Origin of the sequence: Nonomuraea sp. WAC 01424 (genome assembly GCF_003947315.1) — a bacterium.
In the GTDB taxonomy this organism is placed as follows: Bacteria; Actinomycetota; Actinomycetes; order Streptosporangiales; family Streptosporangiaceae; genus Nonomuraea; species Nonomuraea spiralis.
The window spans coordinates 154,062-166,585 of the sequence record NZ_QHHZ01000018.1 but is presented as its reverse complement, the minus strand read 5'-3'; the positions used below and the strand labels follow the sequence as shown (position 1 = coordinate 166,585).

Genomic DNA, 12,524 nt, shown 5'->3' with positions numbered 1-12,524 from the left:
GCTCAGAAGTAGCTCACTCCGGACTCCGGCCCCTTGCCGCGCAGCAGCGTCGGGACGGTGACGAGCGTGTAGCCCTGCTTCTTGAGCTCCTTGATGATCTCAGGCATCGCCTTGACGGTCTGTGGGACCGTGTCGTGCATGAGGATGACGCCGTCGCGCTTGGCCAGCTTGAGCACGGTCGCCTTGATCTTCTTGGCGTCGCGCAGCTTCCAGTCGAGCGTGGTGCCCGTCCACAGGATCTCGGCGAGGTCCTGCTGGTCGGCCATGCGGAGCACGCGGTCGTCGGTGTGGCCGTAGGGCGGCCGGAACATCGTCGGCCGGCGACCCGTGGCCTCCTCGATCAGAGCCTGCGTGGTACGCAGCTCCTCAAGGATGGCGTTGTCGTTGAGTGTCGGCAGCGAGGGGTGCGAGTAGGTGTGGTCGCCGATCGCGTGCCCCTCCTCGGACTCCTGCCGGGCCAGCGCCGCGCGCCGCTCGACCTGCTTCGCGACGAGGAAGAAGGTGGCCTTGGCCCCCTCCTTCCTGAGCACCTTCAGCAGCGTGGGCGTGTGCTCGCTCGGACCGTCGTCGAACGTCAGCGCCAGGCACTTGAGACGGGCGCAGTCGACCTTCGGGGCGGCGGCAGCGGCAGCGGGGGCGGCAGGGACCGCGGTCAGGGCCAGAGTGGCCGCGAGCAAGGCGTGAATCACCACAGGCGACAGCCTAGGACCATCCAGGCCCGCCCGCGCGCGCGGTCATCGACTTGAGACCTGACCCGGCCCCCGACAGGTTCGCGGCCCTACCGGGCCGGCCTGGCCCGCAGGAACAGCGTCACACCCTTCAGCGACCTGACCGGGAGATGGCGTTCGGCGCGTACGACCAGCGACAGGCCGGCGTTGACCAGCGCGGGCGTCTTCTGCAGGTCGCTGCCCGTCGAGCGCCGCCGGTGCCGGGCCACCAGCGGCCGCAGCAGCACGTTCCAGCTCCACAGGCGTTCGATCGTCAGCCCGGCCTTCTCCACCACGTCGGTCAGGGTGTCGCGGTCGTAGCGGCGTACGTGGCCCACGGCGTCGTCGTGCGCCGACCACAGCGCCATGTCGCACGGGACCGCGATCAGCGTGTGCCCGCCGGGGGCCAGCACCCGGGCGATCTCCTCGGTGACCAGATGGTCCTCGTGGATGTGTTCGAGCACGTCGAAGGCGGTCACCAGGTCCATGCTCGACGACTCGAACGGCAACGCCCGCGCGTCCGCGCGTACGGATCTGAGCCCGCGCTCCCTGGCGATCTCCACCGCGCTCTCGCAGTAGTCCGTCGCGGTGGCGTCCCATCCGGCCTCGACCAGCACCCGCGTGTTCCCGCCGCCGGCCGCGCCGACGTCCAGGGCCCGCCCGGGACGGCCCAGCCCGCGCAACTCCCTGCGGAGGATCGCGCGGCGTTCCCGATACCACCAGTGGGCGTCCTCAAGCGCGACCAGCCGGCGGATTTCAGTGGTGTCCATAAGGCTTATTTCCTCGTACGGGAGAAGACCCAGCGGTCCAGTGCGGTGAAACGGATCAAGGTGAGCAGGCCATAGGTGGCGACCACCGCGCTCATCTCCATCAACCGCCCGGCCCCCGGCGACATGCCGCGCAGCCCGAGCACGGCCGAGGTGGTCAGCAGGTAGTTGACCAGGAAGAGCAGCGCCGCCCGCAGATGCATCGCGGTACGCCGCCCACCCAGCCGGTTGAACGTCCACCGCCGGTTCGCCTCGGTGTTGACGAACCCGGTGAGCACGAGCGCGCCCAGGTTGGCCGGGGCGGGCGACCAGACCCCGCGCAACGGCAGGTAGATGAGCGCGTACAGCAGGACGGAGAACACGCCGATCGCGGCGAACGAGGTGAACTTCGCCAGCGTCACCGCCCTCGGCCGGGCGACCACGGCGTCGGGATGCGTCGGCGTCAGCTCCGAACGCGCCACCTCGACCTCGGCCCGGCCCGTCGACATCGCCCAGGCGACCCTGGCCAGGCCCTTGAGGTCGTCGATCGCCGTCCTGACCACGCGGACGCGCGAGTCGGTGTCCTCGATCCAGTCGACCGGCACCTCGTGCACGCGCAGGCCGTTGTGCTCGGCCAGCAGCAGCAGCTCGGTGTCGAAGAACCAGGCGTCGTCCTCGATCTTGTCCATGAGCGGCCTGACGACGTCGGTCCTGGCCGCCTTGAAGCCGCACTGCGCGTCGCTGAACCTGACCCCGAACCCGTACCTGAGCAGCGCGTTGTAGCTGCGCGAGACCACCTCGCGGCGGATCGAGCGCAGGGTGCGGGCGCTGTGGGCCAGCCGGGTGCCGATGGCGATCTCGGAATGCCCGCTCGCCACCGCCGCGACCAGCGGGAACAGCGCGCCGAGGTCGGTGGACAGATCGACGTCCATGTACGCGACGATGTCGGCCGGGCTCTCCCGCCAGGCCGCCTTGAGCGCCGCTCCCCGGCCGCGGATGTCGAGCCTGCGAGCGTGCACGCGGTCGTGCTCGGCGGCCAGGCCGGTGGCGATGGGCCAGGTGGCGTCGGTGCTGCCGTTGTCCACGACCGTGATGCGCCACGGCAGCGGGAAGTTGTCCTCCAGGAACCCGGTCAGCGTGCGCACGCAGCCCGGCAGGGCGCGCTCCTCGTTGAGCACGGGGATGACGATGTCGACGGTCGCCAGACCGGCCGAGGTGTCGAGTACGTCGGTGCTCGGGTCCATGGCAGCACGCGTGTCCATAGAGTTCCCTGATCGCTTGTGGCGGTAGGTCCACGGAAATGGTGCTGGGGACGTCCAGAGGGGCGCGTGCCGTTTCTGTTCACCATGCCATGAACGAGGTCAATCTTTACCCGGTCGTGAGCTCGTACACGGAGGAGTCGGCGTTCTGGAAGCGGAGTCTGGCGTATCTCCCCAACGCTGGATTTATGCCGGTAAACAGCCATTTGACGCCGTATTTCTGGGCCAGTCGGTGGACGTTGCGGGCCGACGGCTCCCGGAAGGCCGCGTCGTTGTCGGCCAGCCGCGCCTGGTCGGCGAACGGCACATGGAGGTAGGGGGTCACGAACAGCTCGGCGCGCGACAGCGTGCTCTCGGCGTACCCCCAGCCCTCGACCAGCACCCGGCGCTCGGTGAACCCTGACACCCAGAAGTGCCTGCTGTCGCACGTACGGCGTGGGACCGGGTTGCGGCAGTGCAGGTCGGTGGCCACCACGTCGCCGGGCGAGGAATGGTCGCGCAGCCATCGTCCGGCCTCCAGCGCCCCGGTGGGGATCAGCCGCTCGCGCTTCCAGGACTCGGGCGCGACGTGCACGACGGTCTCCCGTAGCGAGGTCGGGCCGGTGTACCCGGCCAGCAGCGCCACCACCGCCAGGGCGAACCCCCTGCGCCGGAACGCCAGCACCCCCGCCGCCACCCCCGCGAGCACCAGGTACGGGACCATCACCCGGACCAGCACCCCACCCGGCGGCTCCAGCCGCGCGGCCACGACGGCCACCGCGACCCCCAGCCCCGCCGCCCCCGCGACCACCGCCCACGGCACCCGCCGCCGCTCCAGCGCCGCCACCACCCCGCACACCGCCGCCACCGACAGGTACGGCCGCACCCCTTCGAGGAAGTAGAGCTGCGCGTCGGACGGATGGCCGAGCACCAGGATCGCGCCGATGCCCGCCAGCCCGATCCCGACCGGCAACAACACCTCGGGATCCAGCAGCCGGCCCCCCAACGCCGCCACGCCGCCCCACACGCAGACCAGGCAGAACAGGTGAAGGCCGACGAACACCAGCACCGGCCCCCACGGCTCGGCGGCCAGCGCGGGCGGCGCGACGTCCGCGACCACCCCCCACAGCGTGCGCATCGTGGCGAACGGCGCCACCACCGTGCCCTGCGCCCCCCGCCCGAACACCACGAACTGCGCGATCAGCAGGCAGCCGAACGTGATCATCGCCGGCACGACCCACTCCAGGCGCAGCCGCCGCTCCACCGGCAACCGTACGACCAGCACGAACAGCAGCCCGGCCAGCAGCAGCGGCAGGAACGTGGCCTTCGCCCCGGTGAGCGCGAGCAGCAACACGGCCGCCGCCGTCCAGCCCCTCGGCCGCCTCGCCGTGAGCACCAGCACCACCGGCGCGAACAACAACGCGCCGAACGTCTGCGTCGGGCTGGCCCACACGGTGAACATCGACCGCGAGGTGAACACCACACCCTCCCGCAAGGCCGGGGCGAACAGGAAGTACGTGACCGCGACCGCCGCGACCCCCGCCCCCCACCGGCCGCCGAGCCGCCGCCCGAGCACCGCCACGAGCACGACCATCGCGAACATCATTGGCAACGTGGACAGCCGGTAGACCAGCGTCAGCGGCTCGATCCCGGTGACCCAGCTCGTGGCCGCCATCTCGGCGTAGACGAACCAGTGGTAGGACAGCCGCTCGCCCAGCACCGACGGCAGCGTGGGCGGCACGTGGTTCCTGACCTCGCCCAGCAGGGCCAGGTGGTAGGGCATGTCGACGTACGCGTCCGTGATCGGCACCCGGTAGAGCGAGCGGGCGCAGAAGGCCAGCAGGTAACCGGCGACCCCCGCCAGCGACCACGCGCACCACCAGGGCATCCGCTCCCGCCCGGCCCGGCCCCGCCAGTGACGCCGCAACCCGGGCACCGCGAGGAACGTCCCGGCCACCGCGACCGGCCATGCCGCCACGAGCAGCGGCAGGCCCGCCGCCCGCGCGGGGATGTAGAGCAGCACCTCGAACGCGTACCCGAGCGCCAGCCCGGCGGCCAGGTCCTCGGGCAGCGACCGGCCGCCGCCCGTACAGGCCCGCCACAACAACGTCCCCGGCAGCGCCACCCCGAGCCCGACATAGCCCCCGAACGCCACCAGATCACGGACCGGCACCCCGCACCACAGCAGCACCACCACGGCCGCGGCCAGCACCACCCCCGCCGGAACCCACCCCGACCCGGCAAGCCGCCACCGAGGCCGCCCGCCGAGCCGTACGACCTCCTCAACCGCCGCAACCGTCATCCCCCACCAAACCCCCCGACAACGACCACTCCACCCGCGCCCACCGAACTCAGCCCCCGGATCGGCGGGACGGTCGTCATCGGGACGCCGGCCCCGACCGCGGCCGGTCAGCCCGGCGCGGGCTCATCTGACCACGGTCACCAGCCGGGTGAACTCGCCCGGCAGATCGACCCCGTCCCACACCCGGTCGAAGCTCAACGCGCTCCCCACCGGGACCATTCGATCGACCCCACGCCCTCCGAGCCCCCTGGCCAGCTCCTCCAGCTCGTCCGGCGCGAACCCGAAGTGGGTCATCGTCTGGTCCTTACGCTCGACCAGCGGGATCAGCTCGGCCAGCGCCCGCACCCGCGCATGCGCGAACGTCCCGGCTCCCAGCCACCGCCGCGGCATCGCGGCCGCCGCGGCCAGCGTCACGTTGGCCAGCGCGTTGCCCCGGAACTCGATCATGTCCACCAGCCCGTCGGCGGCCAGCCCGTAGACCGACACCCGCTTCTCCACCGCCATCGCCGCGTCGACACCCCACCCGCGCCCGGCCAGCACCCGCGACACCTGCTCGGTGAAGTCCTCCCGCGCCGAATCGCAGTCGTCGTCGGCCCCCACCCAGAAGACCGTGCGGGGCGAGGAGCAGGCGGCCTGGTCGAACCAGTAGGCGTCGTTGACGAACCCCTCGGCCGCCGCCACCCTGGCCACCCGCGGCGCGCACAACCAGGCCGCCGCGTTCACCACCGCGAACGACGAACGATCGGGAAAGGTCAGCTCACGGGCGTGCGGCGCGAGCGGATGGCGGCGCACCTCGCGTACGGTGTCGTCGCCGCCCCAGACGACCCGCAGGTCGCAGGCGGCGGACAGGCCCGCGGTGACCGCCTGCGCGCGGCGGTCGTAGGACACGATCCGCTGCGTCGCCGCGACCACCGGATCGGCGTCGGCCAGCGCCTCGCGCAGCGTGTCGACGATGACCGTGGCGACCGCGCCCGCGCGCGGCGACAGCCGGACGACGTTGCGGTTGCCCATCAGGGCCGACAGGGCCCAGGAGTAGACGAAGACGGTGTCGACGTTCGCGGGCGGGAGGTGGAAGACCAGGCCGCGCGGCACGCGTACGTGATGGGTGCGCAGCCCGTCGAGGGTGCGGGCCAGCTCGCTCGGCCGCAGGAAGAACCCCAGCGAGCCCAGCTCGGGATGGCGGCGGGCCAGTGCGGGCCGCAACAACCGCCTGCCGAACGCCGTCAGGAACCCGCGCACCCGCTCGTCGCCCACCTCAAGGGGCACCCCCTGCCGCATCTCGGCGACCAGGTCCTCGACGCGGACGGGCGAGTCGCCGGCCGGAAACCGCACCACGATCTCGGCGCCGTCGCCCACCCGCGGGATCCGGGCGGTGATCGATTGATCGGTCATCGGCCGCCCTGCCCGAACGTGTCGCTGCAACCGCGCGCCTCGGCCCGCGGCAGCCTGCCCAGCACGGTGAACCGCTTGCCCGGCCAGTGGCCGTCGTCGACGCCGTGCACCATGCCCAGGTCCTCCGTCAGCAGCGCGTGGCCGGGGTAGGAGGTGGGCAGCGTGCTGACCACCTCGATCAGGCCCGGCACGCCGGGCGGGAGCTCCCGCCAGGTGTCGGGGTCGCGGATCACGACGTCGGCGAAGTCGGGGCAGTAGAGGCCGTCGCCGTCGGGGCCCTCCAGGAAGACGGTGCCGATCTGCTCGACCATGCCGTAGAAGTTGTGCACCCTGGTCAGGCCGCACTCGGCCGCCAGGCGCCGGCGGAAGCCGTCGTTGTCGACGGCCTGCTCGGCCAGTCGTTTCCAGCCGCCGGAGTGGATCAGCACCCCCTGCGACAGGTCGGCCCCGAGGCCGAGCAGGAAGAGCCAGACCATGAACGTGAACCCGAAGATCAGGAACGGCTCACCGCCGTGGCGGGCCAGGAACGCCTTGACGGCCTCCGCGTCGACCTCGCCCCGCTCGTCGAGGACGAAGGTGTGGTCTCTGCCGAAGTTCATCATCCCGAGCACGCCGGCTCCCCGGGCGCTCAGGGTCGGGTCGCGCACGACCGACCGGCCGTCGACGATCAGCATCGGCAGCCGCCGCTCGCCCAGCACCGCCCGCAACGTCGCGGCCAGCATGCGCGGCTGCGCGGCGGCGGCCTCCCGGTCGAGGTAGACCCGGCTCGGCCGCTGCCCGGTGGTGCCGCTTGAGGTCAGCACCCGGAACACCTGCTCGGACGGTACGCTGCGCAGCTCGTGGGTCTTGAACAGCCGCACCGGCAGCCACGGCAGGTCCACCACCCGCTCGTACGGCGGATGTGAGCCGATCGCGTCGAGGATCCGCCGGTAGGGCGCGCACGCCCGCCGATGCCGCTCGGTCAGCGCCGCCAGCTCCCCGGCCAGCGCCGCCTCCCGCGCGACCGAATCGAGCGTGAACACACTCATCAACCCGCCTCCGTGCGGGACTCCAGGGTGCGGTAGTCGATCTTGCCGGTGGGCAGCAGCGGCAGCCGTTCGACGGGGCGGACGTCGAAGCCGCTCCAGTGCAGCCGCAGCTCGGCGCCCAGCCGCCGGGCGAGGTTGCGGCACGCGGCGATGTCGAGCCCCTCGGCCCACACCGTCACCCGGTCGTCACCGCTGGTCGCCGCGACGGGCACGGTGTCGCGCAGCAGGAGCTCGACGTCGTCGAGGTTGATCCGTACGCCGAAGATCTTGGCGATGCGCTTGAGCCGGCCGGTGATGTACAGGAAGCCCTCGTCGTCGAGCCGGCCGAGGTCGCCGGTACGCAGCACCCCGCCCAGGTCGTCGCCCCTGGCCAGGTCGGCGGCGCTGTCGGCGTAGCCCATCATCACGCTGGGCCCGTGGAAGACGACCTCGCCCTCGTCGATCGTCAGCCGCCCACCGGGGACGGCCTGCCCGGCCGAGCCCGGTTTGTCGGCGAGCCGGTCGGGCGGCAGGACGGTGATGCGGGCCGTCGCCTCGGTCTGGCCGTACATGACGAAGAAGCGGTCGGCCTGGGCGGCGAACAGGGGCACCAGCTCGGGGTTGAGCCGGCCGCCCGCCTGGGTGAGCGTGCTGATCGTGGGATGCTCGGCGCGGTCGAAGCGGAGCCGGCGCAGCATCTCGTACTGGTAGGGGACGGCGGCGAGCGAGGTGCACTTGTGCTCGTCGAGGTGTGTCCAGAAGGACCGTTCGAGCAGCCCGGCCTCGGTCAGGACGACCGTCGCGCCGGCGGCCAGGTGGCTGTTGAGCACGGACAGGCCGTAGCTGTAGTGGAGCGGCAGGCTCGTGGGCGCGATCTCGCCGGGCATGATCGACAACGCCGAGGCGATGGCGGCGGCGTTGGCGGAGACGGCCTCGCGGGACAGGCGTACCAGCTTGGGGTTGCCCGTCGAGCCGGACGTGGCGAGGAGCACCGCCAGGTCGGGATGCGGGTCGGGGGCCGGGCCGCGGCCGGCCGGCGGGCCGTCGGCCACGTGGGTGAACCCCACCAGCGCCACGGGACGGAACCGGCTCACCAGGTCGGCCAGGGTCGCGGCCGACAGGTCGGGATCGAGCAGCGCGATCGGCCGGCCGGTCTGCCAGGCGGCGAGGTAGCGCAGCACGGAGGCCGGGTTGTTGCGCATGCCGCAGAACAGCGGCCCGGGGCGCAGCCTGGACAGCGCCTCGGCCACGCGGTTGACGCGCCGGGTCAGCTCGTCGCCGGCCAGGGCCTCCTGGTCACCGGCGGCGACGAGCCGGGCCTGCGGGGACGGGAACATCACGGCACCAGCCCGCCGTCGACCCCGAGCACCTGGCCGGTGATGAACGACGCGGCGGGCGAGAGCAGGAACGCGACCGCCCTGGCGACGTCGTCGGGCCTGCCGAGGCGCCGGAGCGGGGTCGCCGTCACCGCCGCCTCACGGGCTCCCGGCTGGAGCGTCTCCAGCATGTCGGTCTCGACGTAGCCGGGGGCGACGGCGTTGACCCTGATGCCCGCCGGGCCCAGCTCCTTGGCGGCGGCGAGGGTGAGGCCGATGACGGACGCCTTGGTCGCGGAGTAGGCCGCCTGGTAGGCGCCGCCGGCGCGGCCCATGACCGAGGAGACCAGCACGACGGCGCGGCCCTGCCCCCGCAGCAGCGGCCGGAACGCCAGTTGCAGCGTGTGGGCCGGGGCCACCGCGTTGGTGCGGTAGAGCTCGTCGATGGTCTCGGCGCGGGCCATGGCCAGCGGGCCGGAGGCGTGCACCCCGGCGTTGACCACCAGGGCGTCGAGCCGCCCGTGGCAGCGGGTGATCTCGCGCATGTGGCCGGCGACCACGCTCCGGTCGGCCACGTCGCCGTGGACGCAGCCCGTCGGGCCGCCGGTCTGCGCGGCGACCTCCGCGGCGGCCTTCTCCGCGCGCTCGGCGTCGCGGCCGTGCAGGACGACGGTGTAGCCCGCGGCGGACAGGGTGGTGGCGATGGCGCGGCCGATGCCCCTCGTCGACCCCGTGACCAGGGCGACGGGGGCCTCAGACCGCGGCTGCGCCGATTCCATGCTTCTCCAGCAGCTCGCCCGCCTTGGCGAACGAGCTCATGTCGATCATGTCGTCGGTGTCGATCATGATGGAGAACTCGTCCTCCATCGCCGCGATCAACGCCATGTGGGCCAGGGAGTCCCACTGGGGGATGCCGCGGTATTCGAGGCGGTCGACGTGGGCGTCGGCCGACAGATTGAGCGCCGTGCGGAAGACGGCCCGCAGGCGGTCGAGATGACTCATGATGTCTCACTCTCTGTCCTCAAGCCACGACGCAGTGTAGCGGGGATTGTGTTGACAGGAGAAACCAAGCCCCCGACGTGAGTAATGGAAGCGTATAACGGCGCGTGGTCGTCGTTCGGGGCTGGGAATGTCCCAAGGGGCGCGCCAACCGCTACAGGGGGAATGATGGACGAATCCAATCACTGGTACGGGCACTCGCGCATTCTGGGCAGGTACTGCGACCTGCCGGACGAGACGCCAAAACGAATCCAGGGTTTCCTCCAGCACGGATGGAACTATCTCCATGGATTTCCCCCGAACGACCATTGGTGCAGCCCGGGGTATCCCCGTTTCATCTGGTCCGACGTGCTTCGACGCCGGGGCTGGTCGATGGGACGACGCGGCCACTATCTCATCGGCGCGCCCTGGATCTACCTCCTTTACCTGGAGTCCGAGCTCGGCGTGACCTCCGAGCGGAAGGGTACGATCTGGTATCCCTTTCATGGCTGGGAAAAGTCGTCCGTGAACGGGGACCACGCCCGCCTCGCCGACGAAATCCGAAATGTCGAGACCGAACCGGTAACTGTCTGCCTTTATTGGCTGGAATATGCAAATCCGGACATCCGGCGGGCGTACGAATCGAGGGGATTCAAGGTCATCTGTCACGGCGAGCGCGGCTCCCGGTGGGAGAGCAAGGGGCGCGACTTCCTGCGCCGGCAGCTGATCCAGCTGCGGCGCCACCGCAGGGTGGCCTCCAACCGGCTCGGCAGCGCGCTGTTCTACGGCGCGTCGGTCGGCTGCGAGGTGGCCGTGTACGGAGACCCCATGCAGTACGAGGACGAGCGCCCCGAGTACGGGGGCACGGCACGCCGCATGCGGCTCTGGCCCGAGCTGCACGGCACGCACGTCGATCCCGGGCTGGCCGCCGAAGTGGCGCGGCAGGAGCTCGGATTCGAATATCAGGCGACACCGGAGGAGCTACGGCGAATGTTCGGATGGAAGCGGGTGCCCGGGGGAGCGCCGGCAGGAGGAGACGCGGCGGGGGCGAGGCGGCCCGAGCCCTCGGGCAGGGTGACCGCCTCCGGGCGGCCGGGCCCGCTCCGGGGGGCGCGGTCATGAGCGAGCGCGTGAACGAGGCGCCCGGCAACGTCCGGCTGATCGGCGGCGAGATGCTGCTGTGGTCGGACATGTCCCACATGGCCGGCGTCACCGACTGGCGCGGCGCGGCCCTGGAGCTGGTCAGGCGGGTGATCCCGGGGACCGGCCGGGTGCTGCTGGTCGGGCCGCATCCGCAGGTCCTGGTCGACGACGTGGTGAGCCGCGCGGGCGAGACGGCCGTGTTGCTGCGCTCCTACCCCGACGCCTGCGCCCTCGGCGAACGGCACCCCGAGCTCGCCGTCCACTGCGGGCGGCTCGACGTGTTCGACGCGGAGGAGCCGTACGAGCTGGTGCTGGCGCTCGACGGGCTGCTGCGCACGCATTCGGCCGAGGCGCCCGCGACTGCGTGGACCGAGTCGCTGCGCGCGCTGTCGGCGCTCGTCGCGCCCGGCGGGCGGCTGGTGCTGGGCGTGCGCAACGACCTGGGCGTCGACCGGTTCATCGAGGCCAGGACCGCCGACCGGGAGGGCGGCGACGACCAGTGGGCGCCCCACGGGTTCGACCCGAGCTACCCGAGCGGGCCGGGCGCGCTCGACGGCGCTCTGGAGGGCGCGGGGCTGAGCGTCGAGCGCTGTTACGCGGCCTATCCCGGTCGCCAGGCGCCCCGGGCGCTGCTCGCGCGCGAGGCGCTCGCCTTCGACCTGCCGGAGTCGATCACGTTCCCGCTGAGCGCCAGGGGCGGTGACCGGACGCTGGTGGCCGACCCGTTGCGGCTGACCCGGCTGGTGTTCCGCCACCGGCTGGGGGAGGAGCTGGCCCCGCTGTGGCTCGCCGTCGCCACGCGTCCCCCGGCGCCTCCCGGCCCGGCGTCCGCGCCGCCCGCCCCCGCGTCCCGGCTCTCGCCGTACGACGACGTCGCGGCCGACGAACCCTGCGGCGAGTTCGACACGGGCCCGGAGGAGTGGGAGGGGGTCGCGTTGCCGCTCGGGCTGATCGAGGAGGGCGCGGCCGTCCATGAGCTGACCAGGAGCGGCCTGCGGCGGCTGCCCGACGGCGAGGAGCACCCGGCCCCGGCGGGCCGCGTGGTCGAGGAGATCCTGGTCGAGGCGTGCGCCCGCGAGGACACCAAGGCCGTGCGCGAGCTGCTGGCGGCGCTGGCCGACTGGCTGGAGTCCGACGGCGGGCCGTGCGTGGCCGCCGACAGCCTCGTCTACGACGGCGAGCGGTTCGCGGCCATCGCGCAGACCGCCACCCCGGCCGTCCCGCCCGAGCCGCGTGTGGTGTTGTGCCGCGTCCTGTGGCGCTTCGCCGTACGCCTGCTGGCCGCCGGGCACCACCACCCCTGGCCGTGGCCGCTCGAAGCCGACCAACTCACGCTCACCCTCTGCGGCATGGCCGGCCGCCCCTGCGACCCCGGCGACCTCGACCTGGCCCGCAAGTACGACGCCGAGCTGGGCCACCCCGGCGAGCAGGCCGACACGCCCACCTACCGTGACCTGCTCGGCGCCCGCGACCGTCTGGCCGACCAGCTCACCGCGGCCCTGGCCAGGATCTCGCGCCTGGAGACCAAGCTCTCCTACCGCGAACGCGAGCTGGTCAGGGCCAAGTCCAAGGTGAGAAGGACCCAGCGCAAGTCCGCCGCCGTCCGGCGCACGCTCGGCTACCGCCTCTCCCGGCGTCTGGCCCGCCCGCGCAGGGTCGCCCGCAGGGTCATCCGAATGCTGTCCGGTTGACGAG

Annotated in this window: 11 protein-coding genes; 2 read left to right on the top strand and 9 right to left on the bottom strand. The window is 72.3% G+C overall.

The window, feature by feature from the left end; genetic code table 11:
* Positions 1-2 precede the first annotated feature (2 nt).
* The 9 genes from DMB42_RS41090 to DMB42_RS41050 all read right to left on the bottom strand — a co-directional run bounded on the left by DMB42_RS41090 (position 3) and on the right by DMB42_RS41050 (position 9,710).
* Positions 3-692, bottom strand: a complete 690-nt coding sequence (locus DMB42_RS41090) for a polysaccharide deacetylase family protein (protein ID WP_185845131.1) — start codon at positions 690-692, stop codon at positions 3-5.
* Positions 693-778: 86 nt separating this feature from the next.
* On the bottom strand, positions 779-1,477 hold the full coding sequence (locus DMB42_RS41085) for a bifunctional 2-polyprenyl-6-hydroxyphenol methylase/3-demethylubiquinol 3-O-methyltransferase UbiG (protein WP_125644544.1): 699 nt from the start codon (positions 1,475-1,477) through the stop codon (positions 779-781).
* A 5-nt stretch (positions 1,478-1,482) separates the two neighbouring features.
* Positions 1,483-2,715 carry a glycosyltransferase gene (locus tag DMB42_RS41080; protein WP_125644542.1) on the bottom strand — a complete coding sequence of 411 codons (1,233 nt, stop codon included), beginning with the start codon at positions 2,713-2,715 and terminating at the stop codon, positions 1,483-1,485.
* 106 nt (positions 2,716-2,821) lie between these two features.
* Entirely contained in the window at positions 2,822-4,993 is a 2,172-nt protein-coding gene (locus tag DMB42_RS41075; RefSeq protein WP_125644540.1) for a hypothetical protein, read from the bottom strand.
* A gap of 123 nt (positions 4,994-5,116) precedes the next feature.
* Positions 5,117-6,385, bottom strand: a complete 1,269-nt coding sequence (locus DMB42_RS41070; protein ID WP_125644538.1) for an acyl-CoA reductase — start codon at positions 6,383-6,385, stop codon at positions 5,117-5,119.
* Positions 6,382-7,413 carry an acyl-protein synthetase gene (locus DMB42_RS41065; RefSeq protein ID WP_125644536.1) on the bottom strand — a complete coding sequence of 344 codons (1,032 nt, stop codon included), beginning with the start codon at positions 7,411-7,413 and terminating at the stop codon, positions 6,382-6,384. The genes DMB42_RS41070 and DMB42_RS41065 overlap by 4 nt, the downstream gene beginning before the upstream one ends.
* Positions 7,413-8,729 carry an AMP-binding protein gene (locus tag DMB42_RS41060; RefSeq protein ID WP_125644534.1) on the bottom strand — a complete coding sequence of 439 codons (1,317 nt, stop codon included), beginning with the start codon at positions 8,727-8,729 and terminating at the stop codon, positions 7,413-7,415. The genes DMB42_RS41065 and DMB42_RS41060 overlap by 1 nt, the downstream gene beginning before the upstream one ends.
* Positions 8,729-9,487: an SDR family NAD(P)-dependent oxidoreductase gene (locus tag DMB42_RS41055; RefSeq protein WP_125644532.1), complete on the bottom strand. Its 759-nt coding sequence runs from the start codon at positions 9,485-9,487 to the stop codon at positions 8,729-8,731. Before DMB42_RS41055 ends, DMB42_RS41060 begins: the two co-directional genes overlap by 1 nt.
* On the bottom strand, positions 9,462-9,710 hold the full coding sequence (locus DMB42_RS41050; protein WP_125644530.1) for an acyl carrier protein: 249 nt from the start codon (positions 9,708-9,710) through the stop codon (positions 9,462-9,464). The genes DMB42_RS41055 and DMB42_RS41050 overlap by 26 nt, the downstream gene beginning before the upstream one ends.
* Before the next feature lie 162 nt (positions 9,711-9,872).
* On the opposite strand from DMB42_RS41050, the gene DMB42_RS41045 reads away from it, so the two are divergent.
* Positions 9,873-10,808: a hypothetical protein gene (locus tag DMB42_RS41045; protein WP_221762576.1), complete on the top strand. Its 936-nt coding sequence runs from the start codon at positions 9,873-9,875 to the stop codon at positions 10,806-10,808.
* Positions 10,805-12,520 carry a hypothetical protein gene (locus DMB42_RS41040; protein WP_125644528.1) on the top strand — a complete coding sequence of 572 codons (1,716 nt, stop codon included), beginning with the start codon at positions 10,805-10,807 and terminating at the stop codon, positions 12,518-12,520. Before DMB42_RS41045 ends, DMB42_RS41040 begins: the two co-directional genes overlap by 4 nt.
* Positions 12,521-12,524: the final 4 nt, after the last annotated feature.